Genomic DNA, 21,794 nt, shown 5'->3' with positions numbered 1-21,794 from the left:
CGAGGTGCTCTCCAGCGACGGCATGTCCATCGAGATGCGCGACACCGACGAGGACGTCTTCCGCGCCGCGGAGGAGCTCGGTATCGACCTGTCCCGGCGCGAGCCGAGCAGCGTGGAGGAGATCTGACGCATGGCGTGCGGCCGGGCGGCCGGGCTCCGGCCGCCCCGGCCGCACGTGGATGTGATCGCCGGGTGTGCCGCGTGAGATGCTGCTTTTGTGACCTCGACTGAGCATGCCGAACCGGCCCCGCGCCGCCGGCGGGGCCGTCCCGGCTATGACCAGTCGGCGATCCTGCGCGCCGCGATCGACCTGTTCAACCGCCGTGGCTACGACGCCACCAGCATGGGCGACCTGGCCAGGGAGCTGGGGCTGACCAAGCCGGCCATCTACCACCACGTCAGCAGCAAGGAGCAGCTGCTCGGCCAGGCGCTGGACGACGCGCTCGACGAGCTGACCGCCGTGGTGAGCGAGGCGTCGCGCGACGGGGCGGGCGCCGGCGCGTACGAACGGCTGCGCGGGGTGGTGCGGCGCAGCGTGGAGGTGCTGGTGGCGCACCAGCCGTCCGTCACGCTGCTGCTGCGGGTGCGCGGCAACAGCGAGGTGGAGCTGGCGGCGCTCGAACGCCGGCGCTGGCTCGACGACCGGCTGGCCGCGCTCGTCGCCGACGCCGTCGCCGAGGGCGCGCTGCGCGACGACGTGCCGCCGGGGCTGGTGAGCCGGCTGCTGTTCGGCATGGTGAACTCGCTGGTGGAGTGGTATCGGCCGGACGGCGCGTACGACCTGCGGATGGTCGCCGAGGCGATCACCTCCATCGCCTTCGACGGCCTGGCCCGTCACGAGACCGGTCACCTCGCCCGGCACGACACTTGACCCGCTCCCCGCGACCGGCCCGGCGTGCCGGACCCGGCGCCCGGCCCGCCGGCAGGGACCGCCCCGGCACCCCCTGCCGGGGCCGGTGTCACCAGGTGTAGAAGCCCTGGCCCGTCTTGCGGCCGAGGTGGCCGGCCGCGACCAGGTCGCGCAGGATGCGGGGCGGCTCGAAGCGGGGGCCCAGCTCGCGGGCCAGGTGCTCGGCGATGGCCAGGCGCACGTCCAGGCCGACGATGTCGGTGGTTCGCAGCGGCCCGGCCGGGTGCCGGTAGCCGAGGGTCATGGCGGTGTCGATGCCGGCCGCGTCGGCCACGCCCTCTTCGAGCATGCGCATCGCTTCGAGCGCCAGGCACACCCCGAGCCGGCTGCTGGCGAAGCCCGGCGAGTCGGTCACGGTGATCGGCGTCTTGCCGAGCGCCCGCACCCAGCCCTGGGCCCGGGCGACCAGCTCGGGGCCGGTGGCGGGGGCGGCGACGATCTCGACCAGGTCGCTGACCGGGACGGGGTTGAAGAAGTGCAGGCCGAGAAAGCGCTCGGGCGCGGCCAGCGCGGCGGCGAGGCGCGTCAGGGACAGGCTGCTGGTGTTCGTGGCGAGCACCGCGCCCGGCGCCTGCTTCTCGGCCAGGGCCAGCACCTGGGCCTTCAGCTCGGCGTCCTCGGGCACCGCCTCGACGACGAGCTCGCAGCCGGCCAGGCCGGCGGGGTCGGCCGTGGTCCGCAGCCGGGCCGCCGCCGCCTCCGCGGGCTCGCCGAGCGTGCCCTTGGCGGCGGCCTTGGCCAGGCTGCCGGTCACGCGGGCGCGGGCGGCGGCGGCCGTCGCGTCGCCGGTCTCGACGATGACCACGGCGCTGCCCGCGGCGAGGAACGCGTGCGCGATCCCGGCGCCCATCCGGCCACCGCCATAGACGCCCACGACGCGGGGCAGGCCGGCGTCCCCCTCGTCCGGGTCCGCGGAGCCGGCCGGGCCGGCGTTCAGCGAGTGGGCGTTCATCGGGTCGGCGTTCATCGAGGTCCTCCGGGACGAGGCGGGTGCGCGTTCATCGGGGTCCTCCGGGACGAGGCGGGTGCGCGTTCATCGGGGTCCTCCGGGGCGGCGCGGGTCGGCGTTCATCGGGTACGTCCTTTCCGGTCGCGGCGCTCCAGGAACGCCGTCATGCGCTCGCGCTTGTCCTCGGTCTCGAACAGGACCGCCTGCGCCAGGTCGTCGACGAACGGGTGCGCCGATCGCGGGGCGTGGAAGACGGCCTTCATCAGCCGGGTCGCCAGCGGCGCCTGCGCGGTGATCCGGTCGGCGAGCCGGTGCCCGGCGGCCGCCAGCTCGTCGGGCTCCACGACCTCGTTGAGCAGGCGTACGGCGTGGGCCTCCGCGGCGGTCAGGACGCGCCCGGCCAGCAGGATCTCCTTGGCCAGCGGCTCCCCCACCAGCTCGGCCAGCCGCCAGGCCGCCCCGGCGGCGGCCAGGATGCCCAGGCCCGTCTCCGGGTTGCCGATCCGGACGCGCGGGGTGCCGAGGCGGAAGTCGCAGGCGTAGGCGAGCTCGGCTCCGCCGCCGAGGGCGTACCCGTCGAGGAGGGCGATGGTCGGCATCGGCAGCCGGTGGACGCGGTCGAAGAGCGTGGAGTTGATGCCGCGCAGCGCGTCGTCGCGGCCGCGGTCGCGGAGCTGGGCGATGTCGGCGCCGGCCGCGAACGTGCCGCCCTCGCCGGCGATCAGCACGACCTTCGGCCGCTCCTCGACGGCGGCGCACGCCCCGTGCAGCGCGGCGACCAGCTCGCGGTCGATGGCGTTGCGCACCTCGGGACGGTTGAGCCGCCACACCACCCGGTCGTCGTCCTCCTCCACGAGGAGGCTGGGCCCGGCGCTCACCGGCACACCAGCGGGGCGGCCCCGCGGGCTCCATCGCGGACGGGCGCGCGGCCCTGGCGTCCCCTCGGAGCGGCGACGCGGACGCGAGCGGATGCGCGGCCGTGACGGCCGGTCGTCGCGGCGGCGCGGGCGTGGGCCGAGGCGCGGTCCTGCGGGCTCGTCGTCGTGCGCGGGACGGGCGCGGCCGGTGATGGTGGCACGTTGCGGCTCCTGTGATCGGTACGGGTTCAGGCGTCGTAGTCGACGGTCACGCTCTCGCCGACCGGGTACGTCTGGCAGGTCAGCACGAACCCGGCGGCCACCTCGGCCGGTTCGAGCGCGTAGTTGCGGCGCATGTCCACCGCGCCCGTGCGCACGACCGCGCGGCAGGTGCCGCAGACGCCGCCCTTGCAGGCGAACGGCAGGTCGGCGCGGGTGGCCTGGGCCCCGTCGAGGAGCGTGGTCCGGCGGGAGACGGCCGAGGTGGTGCGCAGGCCGTCGAGCACGGTCGTCAGCTCGGTGGTGGCGCCGTCCGGGAGGTCGTTCCCGGCGCGGCGCGGGGGCGGCGGCGGGGCGTCGGCGTAGAAGAGCTCGACGTGCACGCGCCCGGCGGGGACGCCGAGGGCGGCCAGGACCGGCCGGGCCTGCTCGATCATCTCCAGCGGCCCGCAGAGCCAGACGTGGTCGAACACCTCGACGGGGACGAGGGTGGTGAGCAGGCGGCGCAGCCGGTCGGCGTCGAGGCGGCCGGACAGCAGCTCGACGTCGCGGGGCTCGCGCGAGAGGGTGTGCACGACCTGGAGGCGGGGGCCGTAGCGGTTCTTCAGGTCGCCGAGCTCCTCGGTGAACATGACGGTGCGGCTGGTGCGGTTGGCGTACAGGAGGGAGACCTGCGCGGCGGGGTGGGTGAGCACGGTGGCGGCGACCGAGAGCATCGGGGTGATGCCGGAGCCCGCCGCCACGCACAGGTGGCGCTCGCCCCGGCCGGGGTCGGCCTGCCAGGCGCCGGCGGGCGGCTGGACCTCGATGCGGGTGCCGGGGCGTACCTCGTGGACGAGCCAGGAGGAGAACAGGCCGCCGGGGATCTCGCGCACGCCGATGCGCGGCGCGGCGCCGGCGGGGGCGCAGATCGAGTACGAGCGGCGGTGCTCGCGGCCGTCGATGACGCGGCGCAGGGTGAGGGACTGCCCGGCGCGGAAGGCGTAGGCGTCGCGCAGCTCGTCCGGGACGGCGAAGGTGATCGCGGCGGCGTCCTCGCACAGCCGGTCCACCGCCGTCACGGTCAGCGGGTGGAAGACGGCGGCCCTGGACGGCGCGGGCGCCAGGATGGTCATGGTCAGATCTCCTTGACGTGCTCGAACGGTTCCAGGCAGCCGGCGCAGCGGTAGAGGGCCTTGCAGGCGGTGGCGCCGAACTCGGAGGTGAGCCTGGTGTCCGGCGAGCCGCAGCGCGGGCAGGGCGGGGCCGTCCTGGGCGGGCCGAGGGTGAGCGGCACCGGGCCGGCGCGGCGGGCGGCCGGGCCGGGCGGCGACAGGCCCGCGGCGCGCAGGGCGGCGCGGCCCTGCTCGGAGATCCAGTCGCTGGACCAGGGCGGGTCCAGCACGACGCGCACCTCGACCCGGTCGAAGCCGGCGTCGTTGAGCCGGTGCACGAGGTCGTCGCGCATGGTGGCCATGGCCGGGCAGCCGGTGTAGGTCGGGGTGATCGAGACGACGACGACCTCCTCGCCACTGTCGCCCCGCACCACGTCCACGCCGCGCAGCACGCCGAGGTCGGCGAGGGTGAGCATGGGCATCTCGGGATCGCGCACGTGACCGGCCACCTCGGCCGCCCGCCGCCCGGCGTCCGCCGGGGCCCGGTCGTGGGGCCGGCCGGTCGCCGGGTGCCCGGCGTCCGTCCGGGGCTGGTCGTGGGGCCGGCCGGGCGCCGGGTGCGCGGGGGTCACCAGCGTCCCTCCGGGTGGGCGCGGGCGACCACCTGCATCTCGGCGAGCAGCAGGCTCAGGGCCTCGGTGTGCAGGCCGTCGCGGCCCGTGCGCCCGCCGACGCCTGCCAGGGGCGCCCGGTCCGGGCGCTCGACGCCGCTGACGGCGAGCACCTGGGCGAGGACGGCGTCCACCTCCTCGCGCAGGGACGCCGGGTCCACGCCGACGCCGGCCTCGGCGAGGGAGCGTTCGAGCGGGTGCGGGGCGACCAGCTCGGCCTGCAGCGGCCACAGGGCGTCGAGGGCGGCCAGCAGCCTGCGGCGGGACTCGTCCGTGCCGCGGGCGAGAGTGAGGAACCAGCGGCCGGACCAGTCGCGGTGGTAGGCGACCTCCTTGACGCCCTTGGCGGCGACGGCGGCCAGCACGTGGTCGCGACCGGCGCGCAGCCGCTCCAGCAGCGCGAGCCGGGCCGTGGAGAACAGCAGCAGGCGGACGACGACGTGCGCGAAGTCGCCGTTGGGGACCTCGGCCAGGCGCACGTTGCGGAAGTCGCGGTCGCCGCGGAAGAAGGCGAGCGCGTCCTCCGGCGGCACCGGCGATCCCTCGGGCAGGGCGGGCACCACGCCGGGGTCGGCGGCGGCCGCCCGCGCCAGCAGCAGGCGCGCCTGGCCGAGCAGGTCGAGCGCGATGTTCGCCAGCGCGATGTCCTCTTCGAGGTCGGGGGCGCGGCTGCACCACTCCGACAGGCGCTGCGACATGATCAGGGCGTCGTCGCCGAGCATGAGGCAGTACGCGGCCAGCTCGGCGCCGTCCACGCCGTCGGGCGTGGTGGTGTCCACGCCGGCCAGCGGGTCCTCGAAGTCGGTGCCGAAGGCCCACTGGGACGAGTCCCCGCCGAGCAGCCCGTCGAAGACGCTGCCGTGATCGATGCCCCCGTGTTCGACGCTGCCGGGTTCGACGCTGCCGGGTTGGACGCTGCCGGGTTGGACGCTGCCGTGAGCGATGCTGCCGGGTTCGGTGCTCATGGTGATCGGGCGTTCCTCACATGTGCGGGACGTCGTCGGGGATCTCGTAGAAGGTCGGGTGCCGGTAGACCTTGTCGCCGTTGGGTGCGAACAGCGGGTCCTTCTCGTCGGGGCTGGAGGCGGTGATGGCGTCGGAGCGCACGACCCAGATGCTGACGCCCTCGTTGCGCCGGGTGTACACGTCACGCGCGTGCCGCAGGGCCATCGCGTCGTCCGGCGCGTGCAGCGAGCCGACGTGCACGTGGTTGAGGCCGCGCTTGCCGCGTACGAACACCTCGTACAGCGGCCACTCCCGCCGGTCGGCGCTCATCGCGCGCCCTCCCCGGCCGGTCGCGTGTCCTGCGCCGCCTGAGCCTTCCGGGCCCCCTGGGCCCTCTGGGCCTCCCGGGCCTCCCGGGCCCCCTGGGCTTCCTGGGCTTCCTGGGCTTCCTGGGCCGAGCGGCGGGCGAAGGCCGTCGCGGCCTCGCGGACCCAGGCGCCCTCCTCGTGCGCGGCCCGGCGGTGGGCCAGGCGCTGGGCGTTGCAGGGACCGTCGCCCCGCAGGACGGCCGCGAACTCGGCCCAGTCGGGCTCGCCGAAGTCGTAGTGGCCGCGCTCCTCGTTCCAGCGCAGGCCGGGGTCGGGCAGGGTGACGCCGAGCGCCTCGGCCTGCGGGACGGTCATGTCGACGAACTTCTGGCGCAGCTCGTCGTTGGAGTTGCGCTTGATGCCCCAGGCCATGGACCGTTCGCTGTTGGGCGACTGGGCGTCCGGCGGGCCGAACATCATCAGCGACGGCCACCAGAACCGGTTCACCGACTCCTGCACCATGGCGCGCTGGGCGTCGGTGCCGCGCATCATCGTCATCAGCAGCTCGTAGCCCTGCCGCTGGTGGAACGACTCCTCCTTGCAGATGCGGATCATCGCCCGGCCGTACGGGCCGTAGGAGGTGCGGCAGAGCGGCACCTGGTTGCAGATCGCGGCGCCGTCCACCAGCCAGCCGATGGTGCCGACGTCGGCGTAGGACAGGGTCGGGTAGTTGAAGATCGAGGAGTATTTCTGCCGGCCCGAGAGCAGCAGCTCGGTCAGCTCGGCCCGTGAGACGCCCAAGGTCTCGCACGCGGAGTACAAGTACAGCCCGTGCCCGGCCTCGTCCTGCACCTTGGCCAGCAGGATCGCCTTACGGCGCAGGGACGGCGCGCGGCCGATCCAGTTGCCCTCGGGCTGCATGCCGATGATCTCGGAGTGGGCGTGCTGGGCGATCTGGCGAATGAGCGTCCTGCGGTAGGCGTCCGGCATCCAGTCGCGGGGCTCGATGCGGTCGTGCCGGGCGATCGTCGCGTCGAACCCGGCCTGCAGCCGGCCTTCCAGGCCCGGCTCCGCTGGGGTGGTCGTCATTCTTCCTCCGACACCTCGGGCTCATTTACTTATCGCTCGGTCAGTAATAAGGTCGCACAGGGAGGGGCGCCCGCGCAAGCAGGTCAGGCCCGGGGAGAGGAGACAGGATGAGCACGCTGCTGGAGAGCTACGCCGCCGGACGATGGTTCCGCGCCGCCGACGACGGGGAGCCACTGCTGGACGCGGCCACCGGCGAGGAGGTCGCGCGCGTCTCCAGCCGGGGGCTGGACGTCGCCGCGATGGTCCGGCACGGCCGGGAGGTCGGCGGGCCGGCGCTGCGGTCCCTGACCTTCCACGAGCGGGCGGGCCTGCTCAAGGCGCTGGCCAAGCACCTCATCGAGCGCAAGGAGGAGCTGTACGACCTGTCGGTGAAGACCGGCGCCACCGCCCGCGACACCGCCGTGGACGTGGACGGCGGCATCGGCACCCTGTTCAGCTACGCGAGCAAGGGCGTGCGCGAGCTGCCCAACGACACGATCGTCCTGGACGGCGGCCTGGAGCGGCTGGGCAAGGGCGGCACGTTCGTCGGCCGGCACCTCTACACCTCCAGGCCCGGCGTGGCCGCGCAGATCAACGCCTTCAACTTCCCCGTCTGGGGCATGCTGGAGAAGCTCGCCCCGGCCTTCCTCGCCGGGCTGCCCACGATCGTCAAGCCGGCCTCCCAGACCGCCTACCTCACCGAGCGGGCCGTCCGGCAGATCATCGCCTCCGGCCTCCTGCCCGAGGGCGCGCTCCAGCTCCTGGCCGGCAGCGCCGGGGGCCTGCTCGACGAGCTGACCGTGCAGGACTCCGTGGCCTTCACCGGCTCCGCGCACACCGCCGGCATCCTGCGCCGCCACCCGAACGTGCTGGACGGCGGCGTCGTGCTGGGCGTGGAGGCCGACTCGCTGAACTGCTCGATCCTCGGCCCCGACGTGCGGCCCGACGATCCGGAGTTCGACCTGTTCGTCAAGGGCGTCGTCACCGAGATGACGGTCAAGGCGGGGCAGAAGTGCACGGCCATCCGCCGGGTGCTCGTCCCCGCCCCGCTGGCCGGCCAGGTGGTGGAGGCGCTGGCCGCGCGCCTGGGGAAGGTGACGGTCGGCGACCCGCGCAACCCGGACGTGCGGATGGGGCCGCTGGCCAGCCTCGGCCAGCGTGACGAGGTGCGCAAGGCCGTCGAGGCGCTGACCGCGGGCGCCGAGGTGGTCTACGGCGACGGCGCGGCCCCGCCCGACGGCGACGCCGGGCGCGGCGCGTTCATGAACCCGCTGGTGCTGCGGGCGCGCCCCGGCGCCACCGAGCCGCACGACGTGGAGCCGTTCGGCCCGGTCAGCACCGTGCTCGCCTACGACGGGCTGGACGAGGCGATCGCGCTGGCCGCGCGCGGCCGGGGCAGCCTGGTCGCCTCCGTGGCCACCCACGACCCCGCCGTGGCCCGCTCCGTCGTGCTCGGGCTCGCGCCCTGGCACGGCCGCGTCCTGGTGCTGGACCGCGACGACGCCAAGGAGTCCACCGGCCACGGCTCCCCGCTGCCCACCCTCGTGCACGGCGGACCCGGGCGGGCCGGCGGCGGCGAGGAGCTCGGCGGGATCCGCGGCGTCCTGCACCACATGCAGCGCACCGCCGTGCAGTCCTCCCCCGACCTGCTCACCGCGATCACCGGCCAGTGGACGACGGGCGCCGCCCGCAGCGACACCGGCGTGCACCCCTTCCGCAAGTCCCTGGCCGAGCTGCGGATCGGCGACACCATCAGCTCCGCGCCGCGCACCGTCACGCTCGCCGACATCGACCACTTCGCCGAGTTCACCGGCGACACCTTCTACGCCCACACCGACCCCGAGGCCGCCGCGCGCAACCCGCTCTTCGGCGGCATCGTCGCGCACGGCTACCTGGTCGTCTCCCTGGCCGCCGGGCTCTTCGTCGACCCGGCCCCTGGGCCCGTGCTGGCCAACTTCGGCGTGGACGCCCTGCGCTTCCTCACCCCCGTCAAGGCGGGCGACTCCATCGCCGTGACGCTGACCGTCAAGCAGATCACGCCGCGTGCCAACGCCGACTACGGCGAGGTCCGCTGGGACGCCCTGGTGACCAACCAGGAGGGCCAGGCGGTCGCCACGTACGACGTGCTCACCCTCGTGGCCAAGACCTGGGAGCAGGCGTGAGCGGCGGCGCGGTCCTGCTCGAACGCGACGGCGCCGCGGCCGTGGTGACCATCAACCGGCCCGAGCGCCGCAACGCGCTGGACGGCAAGACCAAGACCGAGCTGCGCGGCGCGCTGGAGGACGTCGCCGGCGACGACGCCGTCCGGGCGGTGCTGCTGACCGGGGCGGGCGGGGCGTTCTGCGCCGGGCAGGACCTGGCCGAGCACGCGGCGGCGCTGCGCGCGGACCCGGCGCACGCGTTCGACACCGTCGAGGAGGACTACGCGCCGGTGGTGCGGCTGCTGGCCACGATGGGCAAGCCGGTGGTCGCGGCCGTCAACGGCACCTGCGTGGGCGCCGGGCTGGCGCTGGCGCTCGCCTGCGACCTGCGGGTCCTGGCCGAGGACGCCGTGCTCGGGACGGCCTTCGCCGCGATCGGGCTGACCTGCGACTCCGGCCTGTCGGCCACGCTCACGCGGGCGGTCGGCGAGGCGCGGGCCAGGGAGCTCGTCCTGCTGGCCGAGCCCTTCTCCGCCCAGCAGGCGGTGGCGTGGGGCATCTCGGGGCAGGTGGTGCCGCGCGAGGAGGTGGGCGCGGCGGGGCGGGCGCTGGCGGCGCGGCTCGCGGCCGGGCCCACCGCCGCGTACGCCGCGTCGAAACGGCTCATCGCCCAGTCGTGGGAGCGGGACCTCGGCGCGACGCTGGCCGCCGAGGCGCAGGCCCAGGCCCGGCTGGGCCTGAGCGGCGACCACGCCGCGGCGGTCGAGGCGTTCCTGGCCAAGCGCAGACCCACCTTCGAGGGACGCTGAACGGTCCTCCCCGCGCCGCCGGGAGCCATTCGTCCAGCGGATCGGGCACAATGAGCGACACTTGGACTCCCGGACGGCGCGAGGAAGGCCGGATGTCGACCGACGAGAGCACGGGCGCGAGCTGGCCCGGGCGTTCCGCCGCGCCGCTCGACGAGGTGGACCGCGCGATCATCGCCGAGTTGCTGCGTGACGGCCGCGTGTCGGTGCGCACGCTGGCCGAGCGCGTGCACATCTCCCGCGCCAGCGCCTACGCGCGACTGGGCCGGCTGCTGGACGACGGCGTGATCACGGGGTTCCGGGCCGAGCTCGCGCCGGCGAAGGCGGGGCTGGGCACCAGCGCGTACGTGTCGGTGACGATCGAGCAGAACGCCTGGCGGGAGGTGTCGGCGCGGCTGCGCGAGATCGCCTACGTCGAGCACATCGCCATGGTCGGCGGCGACTACGACCTCCTGGTGCTGGTCAGGACGCCGGACAACGAGGTGCTGCGGCACGTGGTGCTCGAACGCGTCCAGGACATCCCGGGCGTACGGGCCACGCGGACGTGGCTCGTCTTCGACGAGGCCCGCGGCCGGGGCGCGGAATGGGGCAAGGCCCGGGGCTGACCCCGGGGCGCGGAAGGGGCGCTGACCCCGGGCGCGGAAGGGGGCAAGGCCCGGGGCTTGTCCCGGGCCGCGCCTGCCGGGCAAAACGTCCGGTGTGTCGCCCGTCACTCCGTCCGTGGATCGACATTTGGCACCGGTAAGGCCACTCTGAGGCCATTTGTCGCCTATCGTGCCCGATGTCTTGAACAGGTGGCTCGCCGGGCGGACGCTTCTCTTGTCAAACGTCCAGCGAAAGCGAGCGTCGCCATGGTCCATCGTCAGGTGGTCGACGGTCTTCTCCCCGCGCCCGTCCCCGTGCGCTTCGTCGCCGAGGACGGCACCGCCGTCGACCCGCCCACCGCATACCGGGCGCCCGCGGACGAGCTGCTGGCAGAGGGCTACCGCCGGATGGTCCTCGGCCGCCGCTTCGACCGCCAGGCGACCGCCCTGACCAAGCAGGGCCGGCTGGCCGTCTACCCCTCCAGCCGCGGCCAGGAGGCCTGCCAGGTCGGCGGCGTGCTCGCGCTGCGCGCCGCCGACTGGCTGTTTCCCACCTACCGCGACAGCGTGGCGCTGGTGGCGCGCGGCCTCGATCCCGTCGAGGTGCTCACCCTGCTGCGCGGCGACTGGCACTGCGGCTACGACCCCGCCGCCACCCGCGTCGCCCCCCAGTGCACGCCGCTGGCCACCCAGACCATCCACGCCGTCGGCATGGCCGAGGCGCTGCGCCGCAGGGGCGAGGACGCCGTCGTGATGGCCTTCATCGGCGACGGCGGCACCAGCGAGGGCGACTTTCACGAGGCGCTCAACTACGCGGCCGTGCTGCGCTGCCCGGTCGTGTTCTTCGTGCAGAACAACAAGTACGCCATCTCGGTGCCGCTGGCCCGCCAGAGCGCCGCCCCCGCGCTCGCCTACAAGGGCATCGGGTACGGCGTCCGCTCCGAGCAGGTGGACGGCAACGACCTGGTGGCGGTGCTGGCCGTGCTGGCCGAGGCCGTCCGGCACGCCCGTGACGGTGGCGGGCCGTTCCTGGTGGAGGCGCACACGTACCGGATGGACCCGCACACCAACGCCGACGACGCCACCCGCTACCGCGACGCCGGGGAGGTCGAGCGGTGGCTGGCCGCCGACCCGCTGGCCCGGCTGGAGACCTACCTGCGCGGCCGGGGCCTGCTGGACGAGGCGGGCGTCGCCGCCGCCCACGAGGCCGCCGAGGAGTACGCCGCGCGGCTGCGCGACAGCATGAACGCCGAGCCGGAGACGGATCCGTTCGAGCTGTTCGAGCACGTCTTCGCCGTCCCGACGCCGCAGTTGCGCGAGCAGCGCGCGCTGCTGGCGGCCGAGCTGACCGCCACGGAGGAGTGACATGACCACGATCCCCATGTCCGCGCCCGCACCGGCAGCCGGACCGGCCTCGGCGTCCGGGCCGGCGTCCGTGCCCGCCGCTGCGACGGCGGCCCCGTCCGCGCCCCCGGCCCCCGCGCCCCCGGCCCCTGCGCCCCCGGCCCCGTCCGCGCCTCCTGCCCAGGCCCGGGCCGCGGCCGTGCCCGGCTCCATGTCGATGGCGCAGGCGTTGAACGCGGCGCTGCGCGACGCGCTGCGCGAGGACGAGCGGGTGCTCGTCTTCGGCGAGGACGTCGGGCCGCTGGGCGGCGTGTTCCGCATCACCGACGGGCTGACCAAGGAGTTCGGCGAGGAGCGGTGCTTCGACACGCCGCTGGCCGAGTCCGGCATCGCGGGGCTGGCGGTGGGCATGGCCATGGGCGGCTTCCGCCCGGTGGTGGAGATGCAGTTCGACGCCTTCGCCTACCCGGCCTTCGAGCAGATCGCCTCCCACGTGGCCAAGACCCGCAACCGCACCCGGGGCCGGGTGACGCTGCCGATGGTGATCCGCATCCCGTACGCGGGCGGCATCGGCGGCGTCGAGCACCACTGCGACTCCAGCGAGGCGTACTACGCCCACACGCCCGGCCTGAAGGTCGTCACGCCGGCCACGGTGGAGGACGCGTACTGGCTGCTGCGCGACGCCATCGCCGACCCCGACCCGGTGATCTTCATGGAGCCCAAGCGGCTCTACTGGGCCAAGGAAGCCTTCACCCCCGGCGCCCGGCGCGCCCCCGGCTTCGGGCGGGCGGTGGTGCGCCGCGCGGGCCGCGACGCGACGCTCGTCGCCTACGGCCCCGGCGTGCCGGTCGCGCTGCAGGCCGCCGAGACTGCCGCCGCCGACGGCCTCTCCCTGGAGGTGGTGGACCTGCGCACGATCGTGCCGTTCGACGACGAGACCGTCACGGCCTCCGTACGCAGGACGGGGCGGTGCGTGGTGATCCAGGAGGCCCAGGGGTTCGCCGGCGTGGGCGCGGAGATCGCGGCCCGCGTCCAGGAGCGCTGCTTCCACTCGCTGGCCGCGCCCGTGCTGCGCGTGACCGGGTTCGACATCCCCTACCCGCCGCCGAAACTGGAGCACGCGCACCTGCCGGACGCCGACCGGGTCCTCGACGCGGTGGACCGGCTGCAGTTCGACGACCGGCCCGACGTGCTGCACCTGGGCGGGGAGGCGTCATGACCGTCACGGCCACCCGCCAGGTGTTCCGCCTGCCCGACCTCGGCGAAGGGCTGACCGAGGCCGAGATCATCCACTGGAAGGTCGGGGTCGGCGACACGGTGGAGATCGACCAGATCGTGGTGGAGGTCGAGACGGCCAAGGCCGCCGTGGAGGTGCCCGTCCCGTACGCGGGCACCGTGCTGGCCCTGCACGCCGAGGCCGGCGCCGTCCTGTCGGTCGGCGAGCCCCTCATCGAGATCGGCCCCGCGGCCCCTGCGGACGCGACCACCGAAGACCCGGACCCCGCAGGCATCACCACTGAAGAGCCGAACCCTGGAGGCATCACCGCCGGAGACCTGGACACCCGAGGCGTCCCCGCCGGTGACCCGGCCGCCCGGAACGTGCCCGCCGAGGACCCGGCGGCGGCGCGGTACCGGGAGGAGGAACGCGCCGGCTCCGGCAACGTCCTCATCGGCTACGGCACCGGCCACACCGCCCGCACCCGCCGGCGCCGCCGCCCCTCGGCTGCGCGCCCCACCACGGCTCACCCGGCCGAATCCCTGGCCGTCGCTGAAGACCCGCCCGAGCATCCCTCCGGCGGTCCCCGTCCCGGGCGGGAGCAGGCGCCGGAGGAGGGGCAGGCGCCACGGGTGATCTCGCCGCTGGTGCGGAGGATCGCCCGTGAGCACGGGATCGAGCTCACCGGCGTCACCCCCACCGGTCCTCACGCCGTCATCCTGCGCCGCGACGTCGAGCAGGCCATCGCCGCCCGAACCCCCGCCACCTCCCCGACGGCCTTCCCCGCCGACTCGCCCGCCGACTCGCCCACCGGGTCCCCCACGGCCTTCCCCGCCGGTTCCCCCGCCGGCTCCCCCGCTGGGTCGCCCTCCGGGCAGGGCTTGGGTGGGGCGGCCGGGCGGGGCGGGGGGCTGGTGGCGGAGCGGGTTCCGCTGCGCGGGTTGCGGCGGGCGGCGGCCGAGAAGCTGAGCCGCAGCCGCGCCGAGATCCCCGACGCCACCACCTGGGTGGACGTGGACGCCACCGACCTGGTCGCCGCCAGGGACGCGCTCAAGCGCTCCCGCCCCGGCCTCGGCATCGGCCTGCTGGCCCTGCTGGCCCGCATCTGCGTGGACGGCCTGCGCCGCTTCCCCGAGCTGAACTCCACGGTGGACGCCGCCCGGTCCGAGATCGTCAGGTACGGCCACGTCAACCTCGGCTTCGCCGCCCAGACCGACCGCGGCCTGGTGGTCCCCGTGGTCCGCGACGCGCACCTCATGACCACCGCCCGGCTCGCCGCCGAGCTGGCCCGGCTCACCGGCCTGGCCCGCGCCGGCAGGCTGGGCCCGGAGGAGCTGACCGGCGGCACGTTCACGCTCAACAACTACGGCGTCTTCGGCGTGGACGGCTCCGCGCCCATCATCAACCATCCCGAGGCGGCGATCCTCGGCGTCGGCCGCGTCATCGACCGGCCCTGGGTGCGCGACGGCGCGGTCGTCCCCCGCAAGATCGCCCAGCTCTCGCTCACCTTCGACCACCGGGTCTGCGACGGCGGCGCGGCCGGCGGGTTCCTGCGCCACGTGGCCGACTGCGTGGAGAACCCGGCGATCCTGCTCGCCGACACCTGAACCAGACGCCTGAGCCCGGCACCACAGCCGGACAGCCGAACCCCGACGCCCCGGCCCGGCACCTGGGCCCGGCGCCCCGGCCCGGCGCATGGGCCGGGGCGCCACCGGCGTACGGGGCGTCCCTTGCGTCCCCTTACGGTGGTGCCCATGAACATCTGTGTCTTCCTGTCCGCCGCCGACCTGTCCGAGACCTACACGCGGCCCGCCCGCGAGTTCGCCGAGCTGGTCGGAAGGGGCGGCCACACGCTGGTGTGGGGCGGCTCCGACGTGGGCCTGATGAAGGTGGTGGCCGACGGGGTGCACGAGGCGGGCGGGCGGCTCATGGGCGTCTCGGTGGACTTCCTGGCCGCCAAGGCGCGCCGCGGGGTGGACGACATGGTGATCGCGGCCGACCTCGCCGAGCGCAAGAAGCTGCTGCTGGAAAAGGCCGACGCCGTGGTCATCATGGTCGGCGGCACCGGCACGCTGGACGAGGCCACCGAGATCCTGGAGCTGAAGAAGCACGGGCACACCGACAAGCCCGTCGTGCTGCTCAACACGGCGGGCTTCTACGACGGGCTCAAGGAGCAGTTCCGGCGCATGGAGGACGAGGGTTTCCTGCCGCGTCCCCTCACCGACCTGGTCTTCTTCGCCGAGGAGCCCGTGGGGGCGATGGCCTACCTGGAGGAGTCGCTCGGCATGCCCTGACCGCCCGTCCCCGGGTGCGGTGAGGTGGCGGCGCAGGAAGTCCAGCTCCAGCAGGAGCAGGTTCCCGGCGACCTCCTCCTGGGCGGCCAGGCGGGAGACGCCCGCGCCGCTTGTTCCGGCTCGCGCGTGTGATCGAAGATGGCATCCGGCACGGGACGCGGCGCCGTCCCCGGTGGAGAGGAGCGGCGATGGACGCGACGTTCTGGGACGAGGCGGACCGCCTCCTGATCCGCTACGGAGCCGCCTTCACCCCGCGCGTCATCGAGCGGGCGGCCGGCTCCTACGTCTACGACCGGCAGGGCAGGCCCATCCTCGACTTCACCTCCGGCCAGATGAGCGCCATCCTCGGCCACGCGCACCCGGACGTCGTGGCCACGGTCTCGGCCGCGGCGGCCACGCTCGACCACCTCTACAGCGGCATGCTCAGCCCCCCGCTGCTGGAGCTGGCCGCCGCGCTCACCGCGACGCTGCCGCCCGCGCTGGGCAAGATGATGCTGCTGACCACCGGCGCCGAGGCGAACGAGGCCGCGATCAAGATGGCCAAGCTCGCCACCGGCCGCTACGAGGTCGTCTCCTTCGACCGCTCATGGCACGGCATGACCCAGGGGGCGGCCTCGGCGACCTTCTCGGCCGGCCGGCGCGGCTACGGCCCGCCCGCGCCGGGCAACCTCGTGCTGCCCACGCCGAACGCCTACCGCTCGCCGTTCCGCTCCCCCGACGGCTCCTACGACTGGGAGGCCGAGCTGGACTACGGCTTCGCCCTGGTCGACCGGCAGTCCGCCGGCAGCCTCGCGGCCTGCCTCGTCGAGCCCGTCCTGTCCTCGGGCGGGATCATCGACCTGCCGCCCGGCTACCTGCGCCGTCTCAGGGAGCGGTGCGACGAGCGCGGCATGCTGCTCATCCTCGACGAGGCGCAGACGGGCCTGGGGCGCACCGGGACGATGTACGCGTTCGAGCGCGACGGCGTCGTCCCCGACCTCCTGACGCTGTCGAAGACCCTCGGCGCCGGGCTGCCCGTGGCGGCCGTCGTCACGACGGAGCGGATCGAGCAGGTCTGCCACGAGCGCGGCTTCCTCTTCTACACCACGCACGTCTCCGACCCGCTGGCGGCCTCCGTCGCGCTGACCGTGCTGCGCGTCATCGAACGCGAGAACCTGGTCGAGCGGTCCGCGCGGCTGGGCGGGCAGCTCACCGAACGGCTGCTGGCGCTGCGCGACGGCCACGAGGTCGTCGGCGACGTCCGCGGCCGGGGCCTGCTCCAGGGGCTCGAACTCGTCCGGGACAAGCGCGGCAAGGCACCCGCCGACGCGCTCGGCCAGGCGATCACCACGGCCTGCCTCGAACGCGGCCTGCACATGAACATCGTGCAACTGCCCGGGATGGGGGGCATCTTCCGCATCGCCCCGCCGCTCACGATCGCCGAGGACGACCTGCACGCCGGGATGGACATCCTGGAGGCGTCGCTCAAGGCCGTGCTCGACGCCGCCGCCGGGGGTCATTCCGGGTCCTGAGGCGGGATGGAGGCGAGCTTGTCGGGGTTGCTGACGACGTACACGTCGTGCACCCGCGCGCCGGCGGCGTCGAGGTCGAGCACCATCACCGCGAACGGCGCGTCCTTCGTGAAGACCACCACCGAGGGGTCGCCGTTGACCTGCCGGTACCTGATCCGCACGCCGTGGGTGGTGCGCGCGCCGGTGACGAGGGTCCTGGCGACCTTGTCCCGGCCGTGGATGGGGCGGGGCGCGCCGACCGGCGACTTGCCGCCGCCGTCGGGCCACAGGGTGACGTCGGGGGCGAGCAGGTCCATCAGCGCGGCCAGGTCGCCGCCGAACGCGGCCTCGATGAAGCGCTCGGTCACCTCCCGGTGGATGCGCCGGTCGACGCGGGCGCGGGGGCGGCGGGCCCGCACGTGCTCGCGGGCCCGGTGGGCGAGCTGCCGGATCGCGGCGGGGCTGCGGTCCAGCATGGCGGCGATCTCGGTGTGCTGGTAGGCGAAGACCTCGTGCAGGACGAACACCGCCCGCTCCAGCGGCGTCAGCGTCTCCAGCACGACCAGCAGCGCGATCGACACCGACTCCGCCCGCACGGCCGGCTCGGCCGCGTCGGACGCGGCGACCAGCGGCTCGGGCAGCCAGGGTCCCAGGTACGTCTCCTTGCGCCGGCGCAGCGCGCTCTGGTGGGCGAGCGCCTGGTTGACCGCGATGCGCACCAGGTAGGCGCGCGGGTTGCCGATCGTGTCCGGGTCGCGCCCCGACCAGGCCAGCCAGGTCTCCTGCAGCACGTCCTCGGTGTCGCCGACGGTGCCGAGCATGTTGTAGACGATCGAGAACAACAGCTCGCGGTGCCCGGCGAACACCTCGGCCGCCCCGGCCGCTCCGGCTGCCGCGCCGGTCTCACGCATGGCGGGCCGCCCGCGCCGGTCCCGCGCCGGTCCGGGGCGTGGTCGTCGCGTGGGTCATCGCGTGGGTCATCGCGCGGGTCGTCGCCTGGGTCATCGCGGGTCTCCTTCGCTCACGCCTCCTGAGAGCGCGGGAGCGCCCGGAGTGTGACGCGTCCGCCGGAATGTGAGCGGCATCACGTACGGGGTCGGCGCGGCCGGACGCCCGGGTGCGCAGGCGAACGCCCCGGTGCGCAGGCGGGCGGCCAGGTGCGTGTGCGGCGGCGCGGGGCGTGTGCGGGCGGTTCGGCGGGGCTCAGCCGAGGACGAGCGGGAGCCGCTTGGCCAGGTCGCCCAGCTCGGCCCGCTCGGCGAGGGTCGGGGCGCGCCGTCCCGTGCCGGTCAGCAGCGCGTCCCGGTCGGAGAACGACGCCCCGACGACCCGGCGCCGGCTCCCGGCGCCGCGGCCGTCCCCGCCGGGCCGGGCGGCGCCGCGCCGGGGCACGGCGTGTCGACGCCGCGCCAGCTACCCGCGGATGTGCCGGTGTTCGTGGGCCGCTCGGCCGAACTGGCGCTCCTGGACGCCATGGGAACGGAAACCGCCCCGGAGCCGAAAGCCGAGACCGCGACCGGGGGCACCGTGGAGACCGGGGGCACCGTGGAGACCGGGGGCGCCGTGGGTGCCGCCGGGGCCGGGAGCGGCCTGAGGGCCGCCGTGGCCGGGGCCGCCGTGGAGACCGGCGGGGGTGTGCGGATCATGGCGATCGACGGGATGGCGGGGATCGGGAAGACCGCCCTGGCCGTGCACGCCGCCCACCGGCTCGCGCCGCGCTTCCCCGGCGGGCAGGTCTTCCTCGACCTGCACGGCTGCCATCCGCGGGTCGAGCCGGTGGAGCCGGGGGACGCCCTCGGCCGCCTGCTGCGCGCCCTGGGGGTGCCGGGTGAGGAGATCCCCTCCCACCCGGACGATCGCGCCGCGCTGTACCGCAGCCTGCTGGCGGACCGGAAGGTCCTGATCGTCCTGGACAACGCCGTCAGCGAGGAGCAGGTGCGGCCGCTGCTGCCGGGCGGCCCGGCGTGCCGGGTGCTGATCACCAGCCGGCGGCGGCTGACCGGCCTGGACGGGGCGCACACGGTGTCGCTGGACGTCCTGCCGGTGGCGGACGCCATCACGTTGTTCGCCCGTACCGCGGGTGACGAGCGGCTGGCCGGCACGCCGGGCAGGGCGCTGGACGAGCTGGTGGGCCTGTGCGGGCTGCTCCCGCTGGCGATCCGGCTGGCCGCGGCCCGGCTGCGGGCCTTCCCCGCCTGGAGCGTCGCCCATCTCCTGGAGCGGCTGCGCGAGCAGGACGACCGCCTGGGCGAGCTCGAGGCCGGGCAGCGCAGCGTCACCGCGGCGCTGGAGCTGTCCTTCAGGCAGCTCACCGGCGAGCAGCGGCGGGCCTACCGGCTGCTGAGCCTCCATCCGGGCGCCGACCTGGCGGCCGGCGCGGCGGCGGCCCTCCTCGGCGTGAACGTGCCCGCCGCCCGGCGGGTCCTCGAACGGCTGATCGACGTGCACCTGCTGCAGGAGCCGGAGCTCGGCCGCTACCGCTTCCACGACCTCGTACGCGACCACGCCGGGCGGGCGGCGGCGGCCGAGGAGGGCGAGGCGGCGCGCCGGGCCGCCCTGACCCGCCTGTTCGACCACTACGGCCACGCGGTGACGGCGGCCATGAACGCCCTGTACCCCTACGAGGCCGCCACGCCCCCCGCCACCCCGCCCGGGACGACCGGCTCTCCCTTACCCCCGTCCCGTTCCCTGGACCGGCCCGCGCCCGCCGGCGCCGCGGCCTGGCTGGAGGCCGAGGCGGGCAATCTCCTGGCCACGGTACGGCTGGCGGCCGATCACGGCCGGCCCGATCACGTGCTGCGCCTGTCGGCGGCCCTGCAGCGCTGGTTGTGGAACCGGGGCCGGTACGACGAGGCGGCCTCCGTCCTGGGCCTGGCGCTGGTCGTGGCCAGGAGGGCGGGCGACCCGGCCGGGGAGCTGACCGCCCTGCTGGGTCTCGGCGAGGTCTACCGGGGCCAGGGGCGCAACGCCGAGGCCTTCGACGGCTTCACGTACGCGCTGGAGATCGCCCGCACCACGCGGCTCCGGGTGGGCGAGCTGCGGGCCCTGATCGGGCTCGGCCACCTCCACCGGCTGGGCTGCCGCTACGCCGAGTCCGTGCACTGCTTCGAGCAGGCCCTGGCCCTGGCCCGTACGGCGGGCCACCGGGTCGGCGAGATGGAGGCGCTGGCCGGGCGGGGCTGGATCGCCCGGGACCAGGGACGGCACGCGCAGGCCGCCGAGGCGTTCACCCGGGCGATGGAGCTGGCCCGCGCCATCGGCCATCCGACCGGGGAGCTGCGGGCGCTGAGCGGGCTCGGGCACATTCAGCGCCTGCGGGGGAACTACGAGGAGGCGACGGCCTGCTTCACCCTGGCGCTGAACCTGAGCCGCTCCATCGGCAGCCGCAGCGTGGACGTCGACATGGTCACCACGCTGGGCATCGTCATCTCGCTGGGCGCCATCCACCTGCGGTTCGGGCGTCACGAGCAGGCCGGTGAGGCGTACGGGGAGGCGCTGGAGATCGCGCGGCGGATCGGCAACCGCAACTGGCAGTTCGAGGCTCTGCAGGGGCTGGGCCGGCTGGCCGGGGCGCTCGGGGACCCGCGCGGGGCTCTCGGCAGGCACCGTGCGGCCCTGGACCTGGCCACCGGGCTCGGCCAGCCGCGGGACCAGGCGCGGGCGCACGACGGCCTGGCCCACGCCTACCACGCGCTCGGCCGGCGCGAGCAGGCCGGTCATCACTGGCGCCGGGCGCTGTCCGTCCTCACCGCCCTGGGACTGGAGCACACGGAGGACGAGGAGACCAGCGCCGCGGCGATCCGCACCCACCTCGCCGGCCTCCAGGAGACGCCCCCGGAACCCTCCTGAGCGGATCCCCGGCCCGGCCCCGGAGGCGCCGGGCCGGGGACGTCGCCGGCGTGCCGCGCATGACGCGGGCCGGCCGGCCCGCCGTACAGGACATGAGCCGTTCGGCCTGCCGCGCATGACGCGAACCAGTTGCGGGGCTATGGTTGTTGCAAAGAGTTTGCAACTAATAATCTTTGGAGGATAGTCAGCCATGGGTCAGTACACCCTCCCCGACATGCCCTATGACTACGCGGCCCTGGAGCCCGCGATCACCGGCGAGATCCTGGAGTTGCACCACGCCAAGCACCACGCGGCCTACGTCAAGGGCGCCAACGACACCCTGGAGCGGCTGGCCGAGGCGCGCGACAAGGGCGAGTTCGGGGGCCTGGTCGGGCTGGAGAAGACGTTCGCGTTCAACCTGTCCGGGCACGTCCTGCACACGATCTTCTGGCAGAACCTGTCCCCCGACGGCGGCGACCGCCCCGACGGCGAGCTGGGCGAGGCGATCACCGAGCACTTCGGCTCCTTCGACGCCTTCAAGAAGCAGCTCACCACGGCCACGGCGACCGTGCAGGGCTCCGGCTGGGGCGTGCTGGCCTGGGAGCCGCTCGGCCGCCGCCTGGTGGTCGAGCAGGTCTACGACCACCACGGCAACGTCGGCATGAACACCACCCCGCTGCTGGTGTTCGACGCCTGGGAGCACGCCTACTACCTGCAGTACCGCAACGTCCGCCCGGACTACGTGGAGAAACTGTGGGGCCTGATCAACTGGACCGACGTGATCGCCCGCTACGACGCCGCCCGCGGCGTCTAGCCTGATGCCGGCGACGCCCGCCTGACCTGAGCTTGGTCCGCGGGGCCAGGCGGGCGCCGCCCTCTCCCACCCCGCAAACGCCGCCTCTCCCCGCCGCACAGAACGGGCGCGGCCCCGTACGGCTCCGGCATCGCCACGGACACGCCTCCCAACGCCCGTGCCATCCCTTCACGCCCCGGGCGTACTGGGAGGCTTCATGCAATTTGCTGGCAATTGCGACGTATGGGCAGAATGGCGGTGCCAGTAGCAATCGTCC

20 protein-coding genes are annotated in these 21,794 nt (G+C 74.8%); 11 read left to right on the top strand and 9 right to left on the bottom strand.

Annotated elements, in window-relative coordinates; genetic code table 11:
* Positions 1–217: 217 nt before the first annotated feature.
* Positions 218–871, top strand: coding sequence for a TetR/AcrR family transcriptional regulator (locus IO39_RS40190; RefSeq protein ID WP_052423985.1), 654 nt, complete (start codon positions 218–220; stop codon positions 869–871).
* A gap of 88 nt (positions 872–959) precedes the next feature.
* On the opposite strand, the gene IO39_RS40185 is transcribed toward IO39_RS40190, so the two are convergent.
* The 7 genes from IO39_RS40185 to paaA all read right to left on the bottom strand — a co-directional run bounded on the left by IO39_RS40185 (position 960) and on the right by paaA (position 7,042).
* A complete protein-coding gene (locus IO39_RS40185) occupies positions 960–1,877 on the bottom strand; it encodes a 3-hydroxyacyl-CoA dehydrogenase family protein (RefSeq protein ID WP_281200362.1) in 918 nt (305 codons plus the stop codon).
* A 101-nt stretch (positions 1,878–1,978) separates the two neighbouring features.
* A complete protein-coding gene (locus tag IO39_RS40180; RefSeq protein WP_211267346.1) occupies positions 1,979–2,737 on the bottom strand; it encodes an enoyl-CoA hydratase/isomerase family protein in 759 nt (252 codons plus the stop codon).
* A gap of 227 nt (positions 2,738–2,964) precedes the next feature.
* Complete coding sequence (gene paaE / locus IO39_RS40175) at positions 2,965–4,050, bottom strand: 1,2-phenylacetyl-CoA epoxidase subunit PaaE (RefSeq protein ID WP_043635653.1); 1,086 nt, start codon at positions 4,048–4,050, stop codon at positions 2,965–2,967.
* A gap of 2 nt (positions 4,051–4,052) precedes the next feature.
* The gene (gene paaD, locus IO39_RS40170; protein WP_043635681.1) at positions 4,053–4,538 is read right to left on the bottom strand and encodes a 1,2-phenylacetyl-CoA epoxidase subunit PaaD; all 486 of its coding nucleotides are present in this window, start codon (positions 4,536–4,538) and stop codon (positions 4,053–4,055) included.
* A 119-nt stretch (positions 4,539–4,657) separates the two neighbouring features.
* The gene (paaC, locus tag IO39_RS40165; RefSeq protein ID WP_043635679.1) at positions 4,658–5,569 is read right to left on the bottom strand and encodes a 1,2-phenylacetyl-CoA epoxidase subunit PaaC; all 912 of its coding nucleotides are present in this window, start codon (positions 5,567–5,569) and stop codon (positions 4,658–4,660) included.
* Positions 5,570–5,681: 112 nt separating this feature from the next.
* Positions 5,682–5,975, bottom strand: coding sequence for a 1,2-phenylacetyl-CoA epoxidase subunit PaaB (paaB, locus tag IO39_RS40160; RefSeq protein ID WP_043635650.1), 294 nt, complete (start codon positions 5,973–5,975; stop codon positions 5,682–5,684).
* Complete coding sequence (paaA, locus tag IO39_RS40155) at positions 5,972–7,042, bottom strand: 1,2-phenylacetyl-CoA epoxidase subunit PaaA (RefSeq protein ID WP_043635648.1); 1,071 nt, start codon at positions 7,040–7,042, stop codon at positions 5,972–5,974. The genes paaB and paaA overlap by 4 nt, the downstream gene beginning before the upstream one ends.
* A gap of 107 nt (positions 7,043–7,149) precedes the next feature.
* Here paaA and paaZ point away from each other — a divergent pair, with 107 nt between their 5' ends.
* The 8 genes from paaZ to IO39_RS40115 all read left to right on the top strand — a co-directional run bounded on the left by paaZ (position 7,150) and on the right by IO39_RS40115 (position 16,917).
* Positions 7,150–9,183 carry a phenylacetic acid degradation bifunctional protein PaaZ gene (gene paaZ, locus IO39_RS40150; RefSeq protein WP_043635646.1) on the top strand — a complete coding sequence of 678 codons (2,034 nt, stop codon included), beginning with the start codon at positions 7,150–7,152 and terminating at the stop codon, positions 9,181–9,183.
* Complete coding sequence (locus tag IO39_RS40145) at positions 9,180–9,971, top strand: enoyl-CoA hydratase/isomerase family protein (protein WP_052423984.1); 792 nt, start codon at positions 9,180–9,182, stop codon at positions 9,969–9,971. The genes paaZ and IO39_RS40145 overlap by 4 nt, the downstream gene beginning before the upstream one ends.
* 92 nt (positions 9,972–10,063) lie before the next feature.
* Positions 10,064–10,573: an Lrp/AsnC family transcriptional regulator gene (locus tag IO39_RS40140; RefSeq protein ID WP_043635644.1), complete on the top strand. Its 510-nt coding sequence runs from the start codon at positions 10,064–10,066 to the stop codon at positions 10,571–10,573.
* Positions 10,574–10,819: 246 nt separating this feature from the next.
* Positions 10,820–11,917, top strand: coding sequence for a pyruvate dehydrogenase (acetyl-transferring) E1 component subunit alpha (pdhA, locus tag IO39_RS40135; protein ID WP_043635641.1), 1,098 nt, complete (start codon positions 10,820–10,822; stop codon positions 11,915–11,917).
* A 190-nt stretch (positions 11,918–12,107) separates the two neighbouring features.
* Positions 12,108–13,115: an alpha-ketoacid dehydrogenase subunit beta gene (locus IO39_RS40130; RefSeq protein WP_043635638.1), complete on the top strand. Its 1,008-nt coding sequence runs from the start codon at positions 12,108–12,110 to the stop codon at positions 13,113–13,115.
* On the top strand, positions 13,112–14,719 hold the full coding sequence (locus IO39_RS40125; protein ID WP_043635635.1) for a dihydrolipoamide acetyltransferase family protein: 1,608 nt from the start codon (positions 13,112–13,114) through the stop codon (positions 14,717–14,719). Before IO39_RS40130 ends, IO39_RS40125 begins: the two co-directional genes overlap by 4 nt.
* A 147-nt stretch (positions 14,720–14,866) precedes the next feature.
* The gene (locus IO39_RS40120) at positions 14,867–15,406 is read left to right on the top strand and encodes an LOG family protein (protein WP_043635633.1); all 540 of its coding nucleotides are present in this window, start codon (positions 14,867–14,869) and stop codon (positions 15,404–15,406) included.
* 188 nt (positions 15,407–15,594) lie between these two features.
* Positions 15,595–16,917 (top strand): aspartate aminotransferase family protein, encoded by a 1,323-nt coding sequence (locus IO39_RS40115; protein WP_043635630.1) that lies wholly within the window; start codon positions 15,595–15,597, stop codon positions 16,915–16,917.
* On the opposite strand, the gene sigJ is transcribed toward IO39_RS40115, so the two are convergent.
* Both sigJ and IO39_RS58350 read right to left on the bottom strand, forming a co-directional pair.
* Positions 16,902–17,807, bottom strand: coding sequence for an RNA polymerase sigma factor SigJ (gene sigJ, locus IO39_RS40110; protein ID WP_043635628.1), 906 nt, complete (start codon positions 17,805–17,807; stop codon positions 16,902–16,904). The genes IO39_RS40115 and sigJ overlap by 16 nt on opposite strands.
* A 292-nt stretch (positions 17,808–18,099) precedes the next feature.
* Positions 18,100–18,288: a hypothetical protein gene (locus tag IO39_RS58350; protein WP_043635624.1), complete on the bottom strand. Its 189-nt coding sequence runs from the start codon at positions 18,286–18,288 to the stop codon at positions 18,100–18,102.
* Positions 18,289–18,291: 3 nt separating this feature from the next.
* On the opposite strand from IO39_RS58350, the gene IO39_RS40100 reads away from it, so the two are divergent.
* Complete coding sequence (locus IO39_RS40100; protein ID WP_157549603.1) at positions 18,292–20,745, top strand: ATP-binding protein; 2,454 nt, start codon at positions 18,292–18,294, stop codon at positions 20,743–20,745.
* Between the two features lie 190 nt (positions 20,746–20,935).
* On the top strand, positions 20,936–21,538 hold the full coding sequence (locus IO39_RS40095; RefSeq protein WP_043635622.1) for a superoxide dismutase: 603 nt from the start codon (positions 20,936–20,938) through the stop codon (positions 21,536–21,538).
* Positions 21,539–21,794 lie beyond the last annotated feature (256 nt).

The sequence above is a fragment of the Nonomuraea candida genome (genome assembly GCF_000725485.1).
GTDB lineage: Bacteria > Actinomycetota > Actinomycetes > Streptosporangiales > Streptosporangiaceae > Nonomuraea > Nonomuraea candida.
Note: the sequence above shows the minus strand (reverse complement) of the source record. Positions and strands in the feature narration are given on the sequence as shown.